Below are 20258 nucleotides of genomic sequence, written 5' to 3'. Positions count from 1 at the left end.
CTCTAGATTTTATTATTTTAGAGGAAATCACATCATGCCTGTCTGGTTAAATATCACGCTCACTGTCCTTGCCATTTATATGGCAATAAGCTTGGTATTGTACTATGTTCAAGATTATTTCTTGTTTAAGCCAGAGAAGCTACCTAAAGATTTTCAGTTCTATTACGAAAATCAGATCGTACAAGAATACAACCTAGAAACCCGCGATGGCGTGGTAATAAACGGTTTGCATTTTAAGGTAAAAGATCCGATAGGTGTAGTGCTTTACTTAAAAGGTAACTCCAAGAGTATAAAAGGCTGGGGAAAGTTCGCAGTTGATTTTACCCGTCATAAGTACGACGTGATCATGTTAGATTACCGTGGATTTGGTAAAAGTACGGGCAAACGCAGCCAAAAGGCCATTAAACGCGATGTGCAATATGTCTACAACAAGATTCGCGAACGCGTGAGCGAAGAATACATCATAATCTACGGCCGTTCCATGGGGTCTGGCTTTGCCGCCAAGATCGCCTCAGAGAATCATCCGCGGATGCTTATTTTGGACGCGCCTTACTACAGCCTAACTAAGACAACTTCGAGATACATGCCCTTTATGCCGCTATCGGTCATTTTAAAGTATCCGATGCCTACCTACAAATGGCTCAAATATGTACGCTGCCCGATACATATAATCCACGGCACACAAGACAAGCTAATTCCCTTTAAGTCAAGCATTAAGTTATCCAAGATAAATCCAACTAGGACAAGGCTTTACGCAGTCATTGGCGGAGGGCATAAGAATTTGAATAATTTCGAATCCTACCATCGTATGCTCAGCGAGATACTCACTTCTGAACCCACGGAGATCGATCTGGAAACAACTAGTATGAAAGTAAAACACAGTTCTAAAGCCAATGCGTAAACTGTTCTTTGGGGTCGCCATTTTTACGATACCGTATACGGTTTTTTCAATTTTTATGTATTTCATTCAAGACAATATCATGTTTCAGCCGCAGCCATTGGCTTCGGATCATGTCTATCAGTTTGAATCCAAGTTTGAGGAATTCAACCTCTGGACTCCAGACAGTATAGCGTTGAATGCCTTGCATTTTAAAGTTCCTGAACCCAAAGGGGTGATTTTATACTACCACGGAAATGCAGGTAATTTAGATCGCTGGGGAGACATAGCGCAGCAGTATACGCGCTATGGTTACGATGTTATAGTGATGGATTACCGCGGATACGGTAAAAGCGGAGGCGAGCCTGCAGAACCGAGTATGTATACCGATGCGCAACTTTTTTACGATCATGCTAAAGTGCAATATCCCGAGCAAAACATTACCGTATTCGGCCGTTCTTTAGGCACCAGTGTTTCGACCTTTTTGGCTGCGGAGAATAAACCCGGTCGCTTGATCTTAGAAACCCCGTTTTACAGTATAGAAGATATTGCTAATACGCGTTTTAGATATTTGCCCGTTCAATGGCTCATAAAATATGAGTTTCCCAGTTTTCAGTATGCCCCAGCGGTGGACTGCCCAACGTTGATCTTGCACGGTACCAGAGACGGAGTGGTTCCTTTCAGTTCTGGGCAAAAACTATTTATGGAATTCAAACCGGCCTATGCCCATTTTGTCACCATAGAAGAAGGCCGTCACAACAATTTAGGGGAGTTCGATAAATACCGCGCTTCCTTAGACCAATTCATTCGATGATTTAATTCACTTTACTGCTTCGGGAATAGGGGGCAATTCTTATCTTTGCCGCCAAATCGAATAGCGCTTATGAAAGCCGGAATTGTAGGATTACCCAACGTAGGAAAATCAACTCTGTTTAATTGTTTGTCTAACGCGAAAGCGCAAAGTGCCAACTTTCCTTTCTGTACCATAGAACCTAACTTAGGAGTGGTGAACGTGCCAGATATTAGGCTGGAGGTTTTAGAGAAGCTTGTAAATCCAGAGCGTGTGGTACCTGCCACTGTTGAGATCGTTGATATTGCAGGGCTTGTTAAAGGTGCTAGCAAGGGTGAAGGTTTGGGGAATCAATTCTTAGGGAACATTCGTGAGACCGATGCTATTCTGCATGTACTACGCTGTTTTGACAATGACAATATTGTTCATGTTGACGGTTCAGTGGACCCAGTTAGAGATAAGGAAACCATAGACATCGAGCTGCAGCTAAAAGATCTAGAAACTGTAGAAAAGCGCTTGGACAAAGTAAAACGCGCTGCTAAAACAGGGAATAAAGAAGCTCAAAAAGAAGAAGCAGCTTTGAATTTGATCAAATCAGGCTTGGAGGCTGGAAATTCTGTACGCGCTATAGACGTACCGGAGGATGCTAGAGAGGCTTTTGTAGATCAACTACAACTAATTACCGACAAACCCGTAATGTATGTTTGTAATGTGGATGAGTCCAGTGCAGTTAGTGGCAACGCTTATGTAGAACAAGTGAAAGCTGCGGTAGCACAAGAAAACGCAGAGGTTTTGGTATTAGCTGTAGGAATAGAGGCAGATATCAACGAGTTGGAAGACTACGAAGAACGTCAGATGTTCTTGGACGATATTGGTTTAGAAGAGCCTGGAGCCTCAAAATTGATACGCGGAGCCTACCAACTGCTCAACTTGCAGACTTACTTTACAGCAGGAGAAAAAGAAGTTCGCGCTTGGACTGTGCCAATTGGAGCCACAGCGCCGCAAGCTGCAGGTGTTATTCACTCAGACTTTGAAAAAGGATTTATTCGTGCAGAGGTAATTGCCTATGACGATTATGCCGAGCTCGGCTCCCGAGAAAAGGTCAAGGAAGCCGGTAAACTCGGAATAGAAGGGAAGGAATACATAGTTCAAGACGGAGACGTTATGCTGTTCCGTTTTAACGTCTAACGATTCTCATACATAGAAACAGAGCGGGTTTCTCCGAGTTTTTTCAGATTTTGTACTCGAAGAGCATCCAATTGTTCATTGGTATTGTCTATCCACGCAGATGCCAAACAATGCTTAGGCGACAGCGCCAAGGCTTTTTCAAACATTTTTAGTGCTCGCTGGTATTGTCCGGAATAAAAAAACTCCCTACCAAAGATCATATATTGCTCCGCTTTAACATCTTTTGATTGCACATAGGGGTCTTCTGATACTTCTTCCAGGTCTGTTTGGTTTCTTGAAGCCTGTTTAGCGGCAACAGGAGCAGTGTGTGACTCTGGCTTGTGATAACTACTAAAGCTGCTGAATATAAATAGCAAAGCGGCAAAGATCAGTAAAAGGACAATTGCTGTTTCTACACGTCTTCTGCGACGTAGCTTTCTACCAACTCGTTTTATTTCTGAGGCGCTCCATGTTGTGAGCTTTTTGTTTTCGGACTCATCTCTGCGGATGTCCTTGTCTTTCAGGCCCATAATAGTGCGCTTGCTCTTAAAACGGCTGGAGCGTTTTTTAAGCAGCTTGCGGTTGTTTCTCAATACGGTATTTGCGCCACCTGAATGCATGATAATAGGAAGGGATTTATGGTATTAGTCGCAAAAAAGCTCAAAATGTTAATAAAATCTTAAAGGATTCAAGTGAATATCCGCTTAAGCCCTGTATTTCTTAACAATTTCATGGGTCTTATTGTTAATTACTTTAAGCAATTCTGGTTTTAAAAAAGTAGTCGAAATCCTATATTAGCAGGCATACTCCCACAACAGATTAATGGCAAAAGAAGCGCAATATACCGAGGATAATATACGCTCGCTGGATTGGAAGGAGCACATCCGCATGCGTCCCGGAATGTACATCGGGAAGCTGGGAGACGGTTCTTCTCCAGACGATGGTATTTACATCTTACTCAAAGAGGTAATAGACAACTGTATCGATGAATTCGTCATGGGTGCCGGAAAGACCATCGAAATCCGCATCAAAGACAAGGAAGTTCACGTACGAGATTACGGCCGAGGGATACCTTTGGGTAAAGTAGTGGACGTGGTTTCTAAAATGAACACTGGAGGTAAATACGACTCCAGAGCCTTTAAAAAATCTGTAGGTTTGAACGGTGTAGGTACCAAAGCCGTAAATGCCTTATCTACTAGTTTTCGTGTCGAATCTGTTAGAGACCAGCAGATCAAAGCCGCCACTTTTGCATACGGCGAGTTGGTGGAAGACCTACCAGTGGAAGACACTTCCCGCAGGAAAGGTACCAAGGTGAGCTTTGTACCCGATCCGGAGATCTTTAAAAACTACAAGTACCGTTCGGAGTATGTGGCCAAGATGCTCAAGAACTATGTGTATCTCAACCCTGGACTTACTATTGATTTCAATGGAGAAAAGTATCATTCTGCCAATGGTCTAAAGGATCTGTTGGAGGATAATATGAATAAGGAGGATATGCTGTATCCTATCATCCATTTGCGCGGTGATGATATTGAGGTGGCCATAACTCATTCCAAAACACAATATAGCGAAGAGTATCACTCCTTTGTCAACGGGCAGAATACTACCCAAGGAGGGACGCACCAAGCTGCTTTTCGTGAGGCAGTTGTAAAAACTGTTCGTGAGTTCTACGGCAAGAACTACGACGCCAGTGATATTCGAAAGTCGATAGTAGCAGCCATTAGCGTGAAAGTGATGGAACCTGTTTTTGAGTCACAGACCAAGACCAAGCTAGGTTCTACAGAAATGGGAGACGGTTTGCCTACTGTAAGAACGTATATCAACGATTTTGTCAAAACTCAAGTTGACAACTTCTTACACAAGAATTCAGAGACGGCAGAAAAGCTGCAACGCAAGATCATGCAAGCCGAACGCGAGCGCAAGGAACTTTCTGGTATTCGCAAATTGGCTAAGGAACGGGCAAAGAAAGCGAGTCTTCACAACAAAAAGCTTCGCGACTGCCGTGTGCATTTAGGTGATATGAAGAACGATCGTCGTTTGGAATCAACGTTGTTTATTACGGAGGGAGATTCTGCAAGTGGTAGTATCACCAAGAGTCGTGATGTGAACACCCAAGCAGTATTCTCACTTAGAGGAAAGCCTCTGAACTCTTACGGGATGAGCAAGAAGATCGTTTACGAGAACGAAGAGTTCAACCTCTTGCAAGCTGCACTCAACATAGAAGAGTCACTAGAAGACTTAAGATACAATAACATTGTAATTGCTACGGATGCCGATGTGGATGGGATGCATATTCGTTTGCTACTTATCACTTTCTTTTTGCAGTTCTTTCCTGAGCTGATCAAAGAAGGGCATCTCTACATTCTACAAACCCCACTTTTTAGAGTGCGAAACAAAAAAGAGACCATCTACTGTTATTCGGAACAGGAGCGGATAGATGCCATAGAAAAACTCAAGCCCAAGCCAGAGATCACACGATTCAAGGGATTGGGGGAGATCTCTCCGGATGAGTTCAAGCATTTTATAGGCAATGATATTCGTTTAGATCCTGTGATGCTTGACAAGGCCATGTCCATAGAGTCGCTGCTGAATTTCTATATGGGCAAGAATACCCCGGACCGACAAGAATTTATTATCAATAACCTAAAGGTTGAATTGGACCGTGTAGAGGACTAGAGCCTTAACACGCGTAGACAGACTATGAGCGATCAAACTCCTTTGAATTCAGACGAATTAAACCCAGAAGATTCTCAAGATACCATCACCAAGGTAACAGGAATGTACCAGGATTGGTTCTTGGATTACGCCTCTTATGTGATCTTAGAACGTGCTGTTCCTGCCATTGAAGATGGTTTTAAACCTGTGCAGCGTCGGATCATGCATTCCCTAAAGGATTTGGATGACGGACGCTACAACAAAGTAGCAAATATTGTTGGGCATACCATGCAGTACCACCCACACGGGGATGCCTCTATAGCGGATGCTATGGTACAAATAGGTCAGAAGGATCTGCTTATTGACACGCAAGGAAACTGGGGAAACATACTAACTGGAGATAGAGCAGCGGCTTCTCGTTATATCGAGGCGAGGTTGTCTAAGTTCGCCTTAGATGTTGTCTACAACCCAAAGACCACCGATTGGCAATCCTCGTACGACGGCCGAAAGAAAGAGCCAATTCACCTTCCTGTAAAATTCCCATTGCTTTTGGCCCAGGGAGCAGAGGGTATTGCCGTTGGTCTTTCAACCAAGATAATGCCGCACAACTTTGTAGAGCTTATCGATGCCTCTATAAAGCACTTGCAAGGTAAACGCTTTACGATACTCCCGGATTTTCCAACGGGCGGTATTGCTGATTTTACAAACTATAACGACGGTTTACGCGGAGGTAAGATCCGCAGTAGAGCGCGTATCAGCCAATACGATAAAAATACACTTGTCATTACCGAGATCCCTTTTGGCACGACGACGAGCTCACTCATTGATTCGATCTTAAAAGCCAATGACAAAGGCAAGATCAAGATCAAGAAGATCGAGGACAACACTGCCGCAGATGTAGAGATCTTGGTGCATCTACCAAGTGGTATTTCTCCAGATAAGACCATTGATGCCTTGTATGCCTTTACCAATTGCGAGACCTCTATTTCTCCTTTAGGCTGTGTTATCGAAGACAACAAACCGCTTTTTATAGGTGTCTCTGAAATGCTCAGAAGTTCAACGGATCGCACTGTAGAGCTGCTTAAGAGTGAACTGGAGATCCAATTGGGAGAATTAGAAGAGCAGTGGCATTTTGCCTCCTTGGAGCGGATCTTCATTGAAAATCGTATTTATCGCGACATAGAGGAAGAAGAAACCTGGGACGGTGTCATTACTGCTATCGACAAGGGGCTTAAGCCTCATATCAAACATTTGAAGCGCGCGGTTACCACAGAGGATATTACGCGTTTGACAGAGATCCGAATTAAGAGGATTTCAAAATTCGATATTGACAAGGCCCAACAAAAGATTGAGGCCTTAGAAGAGCAGATCGCAGAGGTGAAACACCATCTAGCACACCTGATCGAGTATGCGATAGATTATTTTAAGCGATTAAAGAAAACCTATGCAGCAGGTAAGGAGCGTAAAACTGAGATCCGTGTCTTTGAAGATATAGAAGCCACCAAGGTAGTAATTAGGAACACCAAACTTTATGTAAACAGAGAGGAAGGTTTTATTGGGACTTCTTTGCGCCGAGACGAATACGTTACCGATTGTTCCGACATAGACGATATCATTGTCTTTACACAAGACGGTCAAATGATGGTGACCAAGGTGGACAACAAGATCTTTGTTGGCAAAGGGATCATTCATGTTGCTGTCTTTAAAAAGAAAGACAAGCGCACCATCTATAACATGATCTATAAAGACGGGACTCGTGGAGCCACTTATGTCAAGCGATTTGCCGTTACTGCAATGACAAGAGACAAACACTACGATCTTACAGCAGGCAATAAAGGCAGTAAAGTACTGTATTTTACAGCGAATCCCAATGGAGAAGCAGAGCTAGTTACCGTGCTTTTACGCCAATCCGGCAGCATAAAGAAACTCAAGTTCGATCTGGATTTTGCCGATCAGCTAGTTAAGGGTCGCAATTCCAAAGGAAATATTGTGACCAAGTATCCTGTAAAGCGCATTGAGCTTAAAGAAAAGGGCTTGTCTACACTTAAGCCCCGTAAGATATGGTTTGACGATACTGTGCAACGCTTGAATGTAGATGGCCGAGGAGATTTCTTGGGCGATTTTAGAAGTGAAGATCGCTTGCTTATCATCAATCAGTCCGGAATGGTCAAAACGGTTATTCCAGAGATGACCTTACATTTCGACAGCGATATGATCGTACTGGAGAAATGGGATCCGAAGAAACCGCTCACAGCTATATACTGGGAGGGAAGCAAGGAACTCTATTACGTAAAACGCTTCTTGATAGAAAATCCAGACAAAGAAGAGAGCGTAATAGGCGACCACAGTGATTCTCAATTAGAATGCATATTTACAGACTATCGCCCACAGGCTGAGGTGGTATTTGCCAAAAAGCGCGGAAAGGACAGAAAAGATAACTTGGTGATCAACCTGGAAGAATTCATAGCGGTCAAGGGAATCAGTGCTATGGGCAACCAGCTCACCAAAGACAAGGTCTTAGAGATCAATGCAATGGAACCGTTGCCGTATGAGGCTCCAGAAGCCTTACCAGCAGAAGACATGGAAGTAGTGGATGAGCAAGATATAAGTACGGCTCAAGAAGCTGAAGGTGACTCGAAAGAAACAGATGCCACTCCGGAAGACTCAAAAGACGATTCTGGAGAAGAAGGGCAGACTACTTTGTTCTAGTAGTGGCTTCGCTAACTTTCGTAGCAGTGCCTTGCCGCACATATCGTTTGCTAGCTTTATTCTTTTTAATCACCATTGCGTATTCGAAAGTGTAGTTACTTCCTTCTGTTTTTAAGATCTTAAAGTGGACCGGGCGTTCTTCGGCTTGATTCTTAGGACGTAAATTTTTCATTACGTACTCACAGTCGTTGATCCAACGGATACTAAAAGTATCTATCTTCTCGTCGTAATAATCGATCTCGATAGAATCGTTACGTACAAAGGTGGTCTGCTTGAGCTCCCCATTAACGAACTCCTCAAAAGTAAAGGTTCCTGTTTTGAAGTCGGCACAATTACGCTCTGGCTCCTGACAAGCAATTAAACTTAAAAATATAGCACCGAGTAGGAGTATCTTTTTCACTTTACAAATTTCGTGAAAATGCCGCTTAATTGGGGCGGTATTTCTTAAAACTTCCGTCCTTGTAAAAGATTATGATTTGTTCAATTGCAGAATCGTTGGCCATTTGTTGCTCTTGCTTTTTCTCTGGCTCAATTTCGGTTTGTTCAATTTCAGGTTTTTCTTCTATATAAGAGGTTGCACCGGCTTTTGGAAATTCGCCTTTACCATTGAGCAACCAATAGAGTTCAACTTCCTCAAAAGATTCGACTACTTTGATCACAAAATCCAAACTGGGTTTATTTCTTCCAGAAAGTAGGTGAGAGATACTAGATCTGTTCACACCAATGGTCTCTGCAAATGCTGCCGAGCTAAGACCGTAAAAGTCCATGACCTGCTTTAAACGCTTAGAAAAGGCTTCTGTGTTTACCATGAGAACAAAGTATGTTACAAATGTAACGTAATAAGGATTATGGGGCTACAGTTTTAACAAAATTAGACGTATTTTAACTAAACTAATAGTAGATATAAAACATTATAAACTATTGAAAATAAATAATATAGTTATCAATTATATTGTATTAATTACTTTTCTCTATAACGCGGTATCACAGGACATTGAAGCGTTTACATTTGTAACTAATTGCATTCATTTTTTTGTTTACATTTGTAAATTATCGATTGTTTACATTTGTAACAACATAGTTTGTCTCTACAGTGAACCTAACCAATCGTTACCTACCATTACGGACCATTACACCAGTTTTAAATCGATTAGCTGCTTCCGATCTTTTTACTTTAGAAGAGCTAGGGCTATCTGTTGAGAACAGACCCGTACAGGCTCTAAGATTTGGACGTGGTAGTTTTAAAGTGCTTTGTTGGTCACAAATGCACGGTAACGAATCGACTACCACAAAAGCATTATTAAATTACTTCCTAGCTCTTGAGTCTGATCCAAAAACTAAGGAGTTGTTTGAAAGTTTGACGATACTTGCTATTCCAATGCTTAACCCCGACGGTTCTGAGCGTTTTACGCGTGAGAATGCCAACGAGGTCGATCTGAATCGCGACGCTCAGGCCCTGACGCAGCCAGAAAGCAAGATCTTGTCAGATGCGTTCACTGCGTTTAAACCAAACCTCTGTTTGAATTTACACGGACAGCGCAGTATCTACGGCCTAACTGGGACAGAGAATCCTGCGGTTTTGTCTTTTTTGGCGCCTGCGGCCGATACGGATAGAACCATTACCCCAGCGCGACTAAAAGCTATGGCTCTAATTAATCGCATTACCAATAAGTTGCACGAGGAGCTAGGTAAACAAATAGGTCGATACGATGATAGCTTTAATTTAAACTGTGTAGGCGACACCTTTACTGCTACTGGTGTCCCAACCATTTTATTCGAAGCGGGTCAATATCAATTGGATTATCAGCGAAACAACACCGCAGCCTTAATTCAATGTGCATATAAGATCTTGTTTGATAGTTTGCTTGTACATGATGAGTTGCCCCCAGCGGATGAAGTATTGTCGGCTTATCTGGAATTGCCAGAGAACACAGTCAACTATTGTGATATCGTAGTTAAAGGTGGCTTGCCAGGATCTTCTGCCCATAATAAAGACCTGCAGTTTCAATACAAAGAAGTTGTTGAAAAAGATCGTTTGCGATTTATACCGCAGCTATTACCTAAGGAGGAAACTCCTAGGCTTTATGCCCATCGTTATGCGGATGGTGGTGAACTGAGTAGCTTACTCAAACGTTTGAATAAAGACCACTGGTCCTCATTTATTGACGATTATGTACAAAAAAAGTACAGTCTTTAAAAAATCTTCAATAAAATCTGTGATTTCGCCTATTTTTCTCATAATTTTGTAATGAGATTGTTGTTTAACACCTATCAGTTGCTATTATGGCTAAATTCAAACTTGACGACGTAGATCATCAGATCCTGGACATCCTAATACAAAACACTCGTGTGCCTTTTACGGATATTGCTAAGAAATTGTTGATCTCCGCAGGTACTGTACACGTAAGAGTAAAAAAGATGGAAGAGGCAGGGATCATTACTGGTTCTTCTTTAACCTTAGATTATACCAAGTTAGGGTACTCGTTTATCGCGTATGTGGGAGTATTTCTTCACAACACTTCTCAGACACAATTCGTGTTAGAGCGAATTCATGAAATTCCATATGTAACTGTCGCACATATCACAACAGGAAAGTTCAACATCTTCTGTAAACTTCGTGCTAGAGACACTTTGCATGCCAAAGATGTCATCTTTAAGCTCGATGATATTGAGGGAGTTATGAGAACAGAAACCATGATCTCCTTAGAAGAAAGCATCAACGACAAAAAACGTCTGATGCATACTATTTTCAACGAACTTTAGTCTTGATCTTCCGTTTCTGCCGCAGGTAGTGCGACATCTTCTGTTGTGTTGTTGTCAGTCGTGGAGTCATCGTCATCTTCTTCAAAATCGGCCATAGCACTGGCTAAGCGTGCGCTAACTTTGACCAAGTAGACTGTATCTTCGGTACGCACCTCTACTGCTTCTATGGTATCATTATGCATGTTTTTAAAGGTGATGATGTGATCATCGTCGTATCCGTCAGGATAGCGTTCCACCAAAAGGGAGAGAATTTCTGGTGTTAGTTTTTTGATATCGACTATAACCCGTTTCATGACATTGGAGATTCATATATCTTTAAAGGTAGCTAAAAAAATAATAGTCCAAACCGAAATCTAAAACTTTACATTTCTTTCGTGTAAAAGTCGAAAGCTCTGTTAATCAGTTCGTTGTCGACAATTTGATCAAATTCAGGCTGCCCTATATCACGCAATAACACAAAATTAACCTGTCCTTTTACATTCTTTTTGTCGTGTAACATATAGCCTTGAATTTCTTCAATGGCCGCCTGGTCAAAAGCCACTTTGGGGTAATAACTCTTTACGATCGATTTTAGTTTTTGAAGCTCCTGATCAGGAAATCCGAATCGCTCTTTAGATAGAAAGGTTTCCATTACCAAACCTATGGCAATGGCTTCTCCATGCAGCAGATCTTCCATGGTGTCACTTTCTAACGAGTAAGTTTCTATGGCATGCCCAAGTGTGTGACCAAAATTCAAGATCTTGCGTAATCCTTTTTCGGTTGGGTCTTGTTTTACCACTTCATTTTTTATTACAACGGAATCGCGAATAAGGGTATCGAGGCCCTCTAAGGTCTGCGGATCAAAGTTTAGCACAGAGCTCCAATAGTCGTCATTGGAGATCAAGCCGTGTTTTATGATCTCTGCAAATCCAGATCGCATTTGTCTTTCGGGTAAGGTGGCCAGATAATTTATATCTACACCAACCATAACACCATTATTTATAACTCCAATCTGATTTTTAAGCATTCCGTGATCTACTCCGGTCTTTCCTCCAACAGAAGCATCGACCATAGCGAGTAGGGAAGTAGGCAAATTAATATACGTTATACCTCGCTTGTAGATAGAGGCCACAAAGCCACCTAAGTCAGTGACCACGCCTCCCCCTAAATTGATCATCAGTGCCTTTCTGTCTGTCAGCAGGTTAGAAAGTTCATCGATAATAGATACCGTCACTTCCATAGTTTTAAAAGCCTCGCCTGCTGGCATGACCAGAATGTTGGGTTCAGTTTCAAATTCCAGTTCATCCAACATTAAAGGTAGGCAATCTGCATAGGTATTATCATCTGTTAAGATAACCACAGAGCTTGGATTGTTTTGGGCTAAATATGCCGATATTTCACTGTAAATCTGTTGGCTGAAATAGATGGGAGCGGCTCCTGATGTAATGGCTTGCATCCTGTTTTTTCTTTACTGCCAAATTAGCGGTTTTCCGGCAAATAGCCGTCAATTCTAATTATATTTGTAAGTCGAAATTTTATAAATATGCCTACCGAAAAGATCTTTGAGAATACCGAAGTAGCTTTCGCTCTTAAGTCCGATTCCGAATTGGAGCGCGCGTATTTCTTGTTTAAAATGATTGCGAGTGAGCCGCTTGTAAAAATTGGTACAGCAGCCACAAAATTTGCGCTGAACATCAACCTGCCAGTTGAAGGGCTGATACGCTCTACGGTGTTCGATCATTTCTGCGGAGGCGTAAATGAAGAGGACTGTCTGCCTACTGTAGACAAGCTCTATGAAGCGGGTGTTCATGCGGTATTGGATTATTCTGTTGAAGGTAAGGAGACCCAAGAACAGTTCGATAAGACTTTGGCGAAGGTAAATGAACTCACAGTATTCGCGGATGAGAAGGACGCTATGCCGTTCTCTGTTTTCAAGCCGACAGGATTAGGACGCTTTAAGATCTGGCAAAAAAAGTCTGCCGGCGATGCTTTAAGTGTAGAAGAGCAAGCTGAGTGGGAGGCCATAGTTACGCGTTACGAGTCGGCCTGCCAAAAAGCTGTAGCACATGATGTAGCCTTGCTTATTGATGGAGAAGAATCTTGGATGCAAGATGCTGCGGATGAGTTGGTGACTCAAATGATGCAGAAATACAATAAGGAGAAACCACTCATATTCAACACCCTACAGTGCTATCGCTGGGACCGCTTAGATTATTTAAAGGAATTGCATTTAGAGGCTCGGGCTAAAGGATACAAGTTGGCCTTTAAAATTGTGCGAGGCGCCTATATGGAAAAAGAGAACGATCGTGCTGAAGAACTAGCTTATCCAAGTCCAATTTGTGCCAGCAAGGCACAAACAGATGCTACTTTTAATGATACGCTGCGATACATTTTGCAAAACCTGGATGATATTGCAGTCTTTATCGGCTCTCATAACGAAGAGAGTTGCTATTTAGCCATGGAACTTATGCAGCAATACGGTATAGCAAAGAACGACTCAAGAGTGTGGTTTGGACAGTTGTTTGGCATGAGTGATCATATTTCTTACAACCTTGCAGCTGCCGGCTATAACGTAGCCAAGTATATTCCTTTTGGACCGGTAAAAGATGTTATGCCTTATTTGATCCGCAGGGCAGAGGAGAACACTTCTGTTGCTGGTCAAACCTCGAGAGAACTTTCCTTACTGAAAGGGGAGAAGCAGCGTAGAAAACTTTAATTATCTGCGTATTTCGTGAAATTTGTAATAAAGGCCGTAGAATCACAATTCTTTACTTGCATTAAATAACGCTGATCGTCCTTGGCTCGACCGCGGATCGCATACTGCTTACAGCTGTCGTTTATTTTGATATTGCTGTCGCGAAAGAGCACTTTTCCGTTTCGCAAGAACTGACTCACCACTGTAGTGTCTAAGCCATGGTTACTCATGCCTTGTAGTGCAGTTGCACTAATTTCAGGATGTTTAATGCGAATATTCTTTAGCACACGGGCATTTGGTCCATAAGCGCAAGAGGCATTCTTTCCGCCTAAGAAAAACATCAGCAGAAAAACACCTACGCTGAATCCTCCAAAAAAGTAGGCAAAGCGTTTTACACGGGTCATATTAAAAGATAAGAAGATTTATATCGCTGTATTTCATGTCAAACCAGTCTGCAACAGACTTATTGGTTAAAATACCACGGTAAAAATACAACCCATTTTTTAATCCGGAATCAAAGCGGATGGCATTTTCTAGTCCCCCGCATTCACCCATTTGCAAGAGGTAGGGCGTGAATATGTTACTGATGCTTATAGAAGATGTTTTTGGATATCTGGCTGGAATATTCGGTACACCGTAATGGATCACCCCTTCTTGTATCACTGTGGGTTTATCGTGATTGGTAACCTCACTGGTCTCAAAGCAGCCTCCCATGTCTATGCTCACATCAATGATTACAGCCCCTTTTTTCATGGCCGCCACCATATCTCTGTTCACAACCACAGGAGATCGGTTCTTTCCACGTACCGCACCAATAGCTACATCGCAGCGTTTGAGCGCCTTAAGCAAATACTTTGGTTGCACTGTAGATGTGTATAAGGTGCGTCCTAAATTGGTCTGTAAGAGTCTTAAACGCGTTAGTGAATTATCGAACACTTTTACGTTGGCACCGAGCCCAATGGCAGATCGAGCGGCAAATTCACCAACAGTACCAGCTCCAATAACAACAACTTCTACAGGGGGCACACCACTGATGTTGCCGAACATCATTCCGTTGCCTTGTTTGTCGTTGGCCATAATTTCTGAGGCTATCAAAACAGAGGCTGTACCAGCTATCTCGCTTAAAGCCCTTACGGCGGGATATGCTCCATCCTGATCTTTGATAAATTCAAATGCCAGGGCAGTTATCTTCTTTTTAGCTAAGGCCCTGAAATAACTTGCCTGTTGTGTTTTAAGCTGAAGCGCCGAGATGATGGTTGTGTTTGGGTTGATCATTTCGAGCTCATCTAGAGTAGGGGGCTCTACTTTTAAAATGATAGGACAGCCAAACACCTTCTTTGTGTCTGTGGTAATTATTGCACCAGCTTCTGAATAGTCTTTGTCAGAAAAACTGGCTTGAGCACCGGCATTAGATTCTATAAGTACTTTATGACCGTTGGAGACGAGTGCTCCTACAGCGTCTGGAGTTAAGCAAATTCTGCGTTCTTGGAAGTAAACCTCCTTGGGGATACCAATAAAAAGCTCGCCGTGTTCTTGGGCAATCTCCAATTTTTCTTCTTGTGGTAAAAGTTCCGCCTTGGTAAAGGGCGATAGCTGCTCAGCCATGATTGGGTGTTTAGTCTAACCCAAGATACGATAAATATAAAGCAAGTTCCAAATAAGGGACTCTTAGCGGAAAAGGTCTTTGATTTGACCCCAAAGTGTTTTTTCTTGAGCAAGTTCTTCTTCGAATGACTTTAAATCATTTCCGCGGATGGAATTGAATAGTTTAGCTCGAATTAGATAAACTGAAGGCACGATGACCGCCATCAATGGAATTATATAAGCTAACTCCAATTCATCTATGGGTTTACCGGAACTTTCCCAAATCAATGACCATAGTTGAAAAGAATACATTGCAATTGGGACTAAAATAATCCAATGCCACCAGTGCTTACAGGTGAAAAACCACAATAATAGCAGATATAATGGAACAATTTTTCCAACTAAATACCACGCGTAAGCGAACCAGTTAGGAAATCCTGTTTCAATACTAAAAAAAGAAGTTTCCCAGACCTGTGAATCGGCTGGGAAATTCTTGTATGAATAAAAGATGAATGGAACAATAGCAATCAATATTACTATTACACCTCCGATCAAAAGGGACTTTTTATCCGTTTGCTGGTGGCTTGAGTGTATTGTCGACTTGTTGTTCGGTTTGCTCATCTTCGATACTTTCAGGTGTACAAGAGGTCATTAGACCAAACCCAAATAATGCAACGATCAATAAATACTTTGTAGCTTTCATTTACTGTTTTTTTGTGAGGTTAATAGTACAAACCTAGCCCATTAAAACAGAAGTTTTCGAACTATTATCACCTTAACTTAGTCGGTTATACTTTTTTATAGCAGTCTAGCTAAGCCAAATGACGGCAATTTCGCACGAAAAATCAGCTATGTATTTTTTTGTCCTACAAATGATCGCTTACTTAAGTAGGTTCCTTGATCGTTTGTTCACTTTTTAGATTTAGGGTTCTTGTATTATCTGTATTACGGCTAAACCGTAAAATGTTCCTTTCTTGATCTAATAGATGTTCCACCTTTTCCGGCCATTCAACAAAGACCCAATTACCACTGTCTAAATATTCCGTGAAACCTAGCATTTCTGCATCTTCAGCGGATTTTAGCCGATAACAATCAAAGTGGTATATCGGACCTAATTTGGACGAATATTCGTGAACCAATGCATAGGTAGGACTGCTAATTTGGTCCTCAACCCCCAACTCCTTCATTAAAGCCTTCAACAGGGTAGTCTTTCCTACTCCAAGCTCACCGTACAACAGTACGATCCGGCCTTTAAGTTGCACCATTACTTGTTTGGCAACTGCGGTAACATCTTCTAAACTGTACGTAAAATCTGTCATTTGCTATTTACGAACTTTACAAATGTAATAAATAATCGATTATATCAAAATTTTATCGATTAAATGTAACCTGCTGTAAGAAAAATGGAATTCACTATTACGGCTAATATATATAGCCTCTGATTATCAACAGGTTACAATCAAATCGTTTATAAGCAAATTTAATAAAAAATGCGATGAAGAAAATGCCGCGTTCGTAGTTACTCCCCTATTAGTACTAAAATGCAAGACGACACTTTTTCATCGCAGTTCAAACCTATGATCAAAATGTCAGCCATAAAAATGATAACTGTACAGATTTATGAATAGAAGATTCTATTGCTATAGTTTGTATAGATTGACTACTTAAAAACAATACAGATTTATGAATTTACACTATTCACAATTTTCTGGGATGAAATTTTAAACTAGTTTCAATGAAACTATACTAGACTATGAAGTACATCTTATTTGTCGTTTTGTTTTTATCTTTTTTCAATTTGGTGAATTCTCAAACTCCAGATTTGAATCTTGAGGAGCTTACGGATGAAGAATTATTAGTAGTAATCGATAGCACTGAAAACAACGATTTAGTAAAAGAAGCATCGAAATTGTACTTGAAATTTGGGAAAACAAATAATGATACAATTGTTATTGCACGAGCATATGATCGAATTTCTAGATCTTTTTCGAATGACACTTCTTTGATATATGCTGATTCGATTATTAGATTAACCAAGAATCTTAATCATAAAACATATCCCGGTATTGGATATTTACTTAAAGCCTCATACTTAGCGAACAAAAGACTATACAGTGACGCATTAGAGAATTATGCAAAAGCGCAAGAGTATGCTATTTCTCAAAATAATGTCATTCACGAATTATATATCAGAAAATGTATTATTGACATAACCTCAAGATGGTCAAGTCCCTTACGAGGTATTGATCTAAGTAAAAACCTCATCAGATTTATCGATACTCTAGATTATGAAAAAAGCCTAAAATCATCTTCTCGCCCAGGCTTTAAAATTAATCAACTTGTTTTGAGAAGACAGTACCTTAGTGACAAATTAGATGCATTGAGCTCCTTAATTACTTCTTACGTTTTGAATAAGGAATACGAGAAAGCACTTCATTTATCTTCAATATCAGAAGAAATTATTAAGGAGTTAAAAGATGAAGATAAGTCGATTTCACTTAAAAGAAGAAGTGCGGAAATTGAATATTACCGGGGAAATTATAAAAAATCATTTGATACGCTTGCGAAGTATATGCCTAGTTTAGATCTAATAAACAGCAAGTTGAATTCTTACTATTATTTGGGCATGAATTCATTAAAAATGGGTAATACTAACGAAGGTTTAGAGTACCTTTTAATCGCAGATAGTTTATTTGACATTGAGCCACACATAGTCCCCTCACAAAGACCTTTCTTAACTGAATTATATAGAATTTATAAAGAGAAAGGAGATAAATTTTCACAAGTGAAAATTTTGAATAAACTGCTCATTGTCGATAGTCTTTTTAAGCATTCATACAAAAAGATTAATAGGGGATTAATAGATGATTTCGAAACCCCCTTACTCTTAGCCGAAAAGGAGAAACTTATCGCTCAGTTGGAATGGGAGCAAGTTAAAGAGAAGCGCAAACAACTTTTTACAGTTGGCTTGTTGTTCCTAAGCCTGGGGGCTGGATTTTATTATTTCTGGAAACAAAACCAATATAAAAAGCGCTTTCAAGCGTTGATAAAAAACGGCTTAGAAGATCAACAAGAACTAAAGACAGACCACAGGAGAAACGATATCTCTGCCGCCATAGTAAAAGACATACTCCAAAAACTGGAGCGCTTTGAAAGCAAACATCAGTTCACCAGAAAAGATACTTCCTTACAGAGTGTGGCCAAGCGTTTTAATACCAATTCGTCCTATTTATCGAAGGTCGTCAACCTTAAAAAGGATAAAAACTTCTCTCAATACATCAGCGAATTGCGAATAGCTTATGCCGTAGATCAGCTCAAGAATAATCCGCGCTTTAGAAAATACACCATAAAAGCCATTGCAGAAGAGGTGGGCTTTGGTAATGCTCAATCGTTCTCAAAGGCATTCTATTCTAGAACAGGGATACAGCCGTCTTATTTTATACGAAACCTCAACAAGCAAAAACAAGATGATTTTATCGCGGATTCAATACCGCAAACGGAATGATCATCTCTTCCAGAGACACACCGCCGTGCTGGTAGGTATTTCTGTAATAGCTTACATAATGGTTGTAGTTGTTGGGATAAGCAAAAAATAAATCGCCCTTGGCAAAGATGAACGAACTACTCATATTAATTGCCGGTAGGTGAACGGACTTTGGGTCTTTAGCCGCCAAGACATCTTTATCCTCATAGGTTAAACTTCTTCCCGTTTTGTAACGCAAGTTCAAACTGGTATTCTTATCGCCAATTACCTTAGAAGGGGTCTTTACATTAATGGTACCGTGATCTGTAGTGATTATCAGTTTAAAGCCCATTTGTGCTGCCTGTTGAATAATCTCCAACAGCGGGCTGTTCTTAAACCAGCTCTGCGTCAATGAACGATATGACTTGTCATTAGATGCCAACTCTTTAATTACTTCCATTTCTGTTTTAGAATGCGAAAGCATATCCACAAAATTGTACACCACCACGGTGAGATCGTTGTTCTTTTGCGATCTAAAATTATCTACCAAGCGTTTGCCTTGTTTTAAACTGGAGATCTTATGGTATTCCCACTTGATATCTAGCCCTAAACGATTCAATTGAGCTCCAAGGAAATCGTGCTCGTGCATGTTCTTTCCACCCTCATCGGTATCGTTGAGCCACCAGTCCTTGTGTAGGCGCTCCATCTCACTCGGCATTAATCCAGAAAATATGGCGTTTCGCGCGTATTGTGTAGCAGTAGGTAAGATGCTGTAAAAGGCCTTTTCCTTTTCTTTTTTATACGCATTAGAAACAATCGGTTCAAAAGCCTTCCATTGGTCGTAGCGCAAGTTGTCTACTACTACCAAAAGTGTCGGTTTATCCCCCAATTCAGGCTGAATCCAGTCTTTAAATAAGTTGTGAGACATCATTGGGGCCTGATCTGTATTGTTGAACCAATCCGGATAGTGTTTGTCGATAAATTTGCAGAACTGGGTGTTGGCCTCGATCTTTTGCGATTCTAAAATCTCGAACATGCCGGAATCTTCTATATCCTCTAATTGTAATTCCCAATAGATCAAACGCTGATAAAGATCTACCCACTCCTGATGCGAATTAACCATAGAGAGGTCCATAGCGATCTTTCTAAATTCTTGTTGATAGTCAGAAGTGGTCTTCTCAGAGACCAGACGACTGTGATCTAGATTCTTTTTAAGGCTGAGTAGAATCTGATTTGGATTCACTGGTTTGATGAGATAATCGGCAATCTTAGCGCCAATGGCCTCTTCCATAATATATTCTTCTTCACTCTTGGTAATCATAACAACTGGAAGCGTAGCTTGCTTCTCTTTGATCTCTGCAAGCGTCTCCAGCCCTGTCAGGCCAGGCATGTTCTCGTCTAAAAAGACAATGTCGAATTGCTGCTTGTCTATCTCTTCCAAAGCTTCCGTACCACTTTGGGCTGTTGTCACAGCATAGTTTTTTTGTTCCAGAAAAAGAATGTGAGGTTTAAGTAAATCGATCTCATCGTCGACCCACAGTACTTTTATGTCACTCATATATGTATCTTTGCTTTT

At 41.0% G+C, this 20258-nt stretch carries 20 protein-coding genes; 9 read left to right on the top strand and 11 right to left on the bottom strand.

The window, feature by feature from the left end; all coding sequences use genetic code 11:
- Positions 1–34: 34 nt before the first annotated feature.
- From AC0J2F_RS01115 to ychF, 3 genes are all read left to right on the top strand, one after another.
- On the top strand, positions 35–901 hold the full coding sequence (locus tag AC0J2F_RS01115) for an alpha/beta hydrolase (RefSeq protein WP_473008207.1): 867 nt from the start codon (positions 35–37) through the stop codon (positions 899–901).
- Positions 902–956: 55 nt separating this feature from the next.
- On the top strand, positions 957–1691 hold the full coding sequence (locus AC0J2F_RS01110; RefSeq protein ID WP_473008206.1) for an alpha/beta hydrolase: 735 nt from the start codon (positions 957–959) through the stop codon (positions 1689–1691).
- Positions 1692–1760: 69 nt separating this feature from the next.
- The gene (gene ychF, locus AC0J2F_RS01105) at positions 1761–2855 is read left to right on the top strand and encodes a redox-regulated ATPase YchF (RefSeq protein WP_473008205.1); all 1095 of its coding nucleotides are present in this window, start codon (positions 1761–1763) and stop codon (positions 2853–2855) included.
- Here ychF and AC0J2F_RS01100 read toward each other — a convergent pair.
- Complete coding sequence (locus AC0J2F_RS01100; protein WP_473008204.1) at positions 2852–3454, bottom strand: tetratricopeptide repeat protein; 603 nt, start codon at positions 3452–3454, stop codon at positions 2852–2854. The genes ychF and AC0J2F_RS01100 overlap by 4 nt on opposite strands.
- A 202-nt stretch (positions 3455–3656) precedes the next feature.
- Here AC0J2F_RS01100 and AC0J2F_RS01095 point away from each other — a divergent pair, with 202 nt between their 5' ends.
- Together AC0J2F_RS01095 and AC0J2F_RS01090 are read left to right on the top strand one after the other, a co-directional pair.
- Positions 3657–5510: a DNA topoisomerase IV subunit B gene (locus tag AC0J2F_RS01095; protein WP_473008202.1), complete on the top strand. Its 1854-nt coding sequence runs from the start codon at positions 3657–3659 to the stop codon at positions 5508–5510.
- A 24-nt stretch (positions 5511–5534) separates the two neighbouring features.
- Positions 5535–8198: a DNA gyrase/topoisomerase IV subunit A gene (locus tag AC0J2F_RS01090; RefSeq protein WP_473008201.1), complete on the top strand. Its 2664-nt coding sequence runs from the start codon at positions 5535–5537 to the stop codon at positions 8196–8198.
- Here the strand turns inward: AC0J2F_RS01090 and AC0J2F_RS01085 are convergent.
- Together AC0J2F_RS01085 and AC0J2F_RS01080 are read right to left on the bottom strand one after the other, a co-directional pair.
- Positions 8185–8598: a DNA topoisomerase IV gene (locus AC0J2F_RS01085; RefSeq protein WP_473008200.1), complete on the bottom strand. Its 414-nt coding sequence runs from the start codon at positions 8596–8598 to the stop codon at positions 8185–8187. The genes AC0J2F_RS01090 and AC0J2F_RS01085 overlap by 14 nt on opposite strands.
- 25 nt (positions 8599–8623) lie before the next feature.
- Positions 8624–9007: a helix-turn-helix domain-containing protein gene (locus AC0J2F_RS01080; protein WP_473008198.1), complete on the bottom strand. Its 384-nt coding sequence runs from the start codon at positions 9005–9007 to the stop codon at positions 8624–8626.
- 284 nt (positions 9008–9291) lie between these two features.
- On the opposite strand from AC0J2F_RS01080, the gene AC0J2F_RS01075 reads away from it, so the two are divergent.
- A complete protein-coding gene (locus AC0J2F_RS01075) occupies positions 9292–10395 on the top strand; it encodes a M14 family zinc carboxypeptidase (protein WP_473008197.1) in 1104 nt (367 codons plus the stop codon).
- An 86-nt stretch (positions 10396–10481) separates the two neighbouring features.
- Positions 10482–10961 carry an Lrp/AsnC family transcriptional regulator gene (locus tag AC0J2F_RS01070; RefSeq protein WP_473008196.1) on the top strand — a complete coding sequence of 160 codons (480 nt, stop codon included), beginning with the start codon at positions 10482–10484 and terminating at the stop codon, positions 10959–10961.
- On the opposite strand, the gene AC0J2F_RS01065 is transcribed toward AC0J2F_RS01070, so the two are convergent.
- Both AC0J2F_RS01065 and aroB read right to left on the bottom strand, forming a co-directional pair.
- Positions 10958–11254: a hypothetical protein gene (locus tag AC0J2F_RS01065; RefSeq protein ID WP_473008195.1), complete on the bottom strand. Its 297-nt coding sequence runs from the start codon at positions 11252–11254 to the stop codon at positions 10958–10960. The two genes, AC0J2F_RS01070 and AC0J2F_RS01065, sit on opposite strands and share 4 nt — an antisense overlap.
- A 68-nt stretch (positions 11255–11322) precedes the next feature.
- Positions 11323–12396 carry a 3-dehydroquinate synthase gene (aroB, locus tag AC0J2F_RS01060; protein WP_473008194.1) on the bottom strand — a complete coding sequence of 358 codons (1074 nt, stop codon included), beginning with the start codon at positions 12394–12396 and terminating at the stop codon, positions 11323–11325.
- A gap of 87 nt (positions 12397–12483) precedes the next feature.
- Here aroB and AC0J2F_RS01055 point away from each other — a divergent pair, with 87 nt between their 5' ends.
- Positions 12484–13656: a proline dehydrogenase family protein gene (locus AC0J2F_RS01055; RefSeq protein ID WP_473008193.1), complete on the top strand. Its 1173-nt coding sequence runs from the start codon at positions 12484–12486 to the stop codon at positions 13654–13656.
- On the opposite strand, the gene AC0J2F_RS01050 is transcribed toward AC0J2F_RS01055, so the two are convergent.
- The 5 genes from AC0J2F_RS01050 to tsaE form a co-directional block, all read right to left on the bottom strand.
- The gene (locus AC0J2F_RS01050; RefSeq protein ID WP_473008192.1) at positions 13653–14039 is read right to left on the bottom strand and encodes a hypothetical protein; all 387 of its coding nucleotides are present in this window, start codon (positions 14037–14039) and stop codon (positions 13653–13655) included. The two genes, AC0J2F_RS01055 and AC0J2F_RS01050, sit on opposite strands and share 4 nt — an antisense overlap.
- 1 nt (position 14040) lies before the next feature.
- Positions 14041–15240, bottom strand: a complete 1200-nt coding sequence (locus tag AC0J2F_RS01045; protein ID WP_473008191.1) for an alanine dehydrogenase — start codon at positions 15238–15240, stop codon at positions 14041–14043.
- Between the two features lie 63 nt (positions 15241–15303).
- Positions 15304–15774, bottom strand: coding sequence for a hypothetical protein (locus AC0J2F_RS01040; RefSeq protein ID WP_473008190.1), 471 nt, complete (start codon positions 15772–15774; stop codon positions 15304–15306).
- 10 nt (positions 15775–15784) lie between these two features.
- Positions 15785–15922, bottom strand: a complete 138-nt coding sequence (locus tag AC0J2F_RS01035) for a hypothetical protein (protein WP_473008189.1) — start codon at positions 15920–15922, stop codon at positions 15785–15787.
- Between the two features lie 181 nt (positions 15923–16103).
- Positions 16104–16538 (bottom strand): tRNA (adenosine(37)-N6)-threonylcarbamoyltransferase complex ATPase subunit type 1 TsaE, encoded by a 435-nt coding sequence (gene tsaE / locus AC0J2F_RS01030; protein WP_473008188.1) that lies wholly within the window; start codon positions 16536–16538, stop codon positions 16104–16106.
- Between the two features lie 434 nt (positions 16539–16972).
- Here tsaE and AC0J2F_RS01025 point away from each other — a divergent pair, with 434 nt between their 5' ends.
- Positions 16973–18724: a helix-turn-helix domain-containing protein gene (locus tag AC0J2F_RS01025; RefSeq protein WP_473008187.1), complete on the top strand. Its 1752-nt coding sequence runs from the start codon at positions 16973–16975 to the stop codon at positions 18722–18724.
- Here the strand turns inward: AC0J2F_RS01025 and porX are convergent.
- Complete coding sequence (porX, locus tag AC0J2F_RS01020) at positions 18693–20240, bottom strand: T9SS response regulator signal transducer PorX (RefSeq protein WP_473008186.1); 1548 nt, start codon at positions 20238–20240, stop codon at positions 18693–18695. The two genes, AC0J2F_RS01025 and porX, sit on opposite strands and share 32 nt — an antisense overlap.
- Positions 20241–20258: the final 18 nt, after the last annotated feature.

The organism is Gilvibacter sp. CC01 (assembly GCF_055755295.1).
Note: the sequence above shows the minus strand (reverse complement) of the source record. Positions and strands in the feature narration are given on the sequence as shown.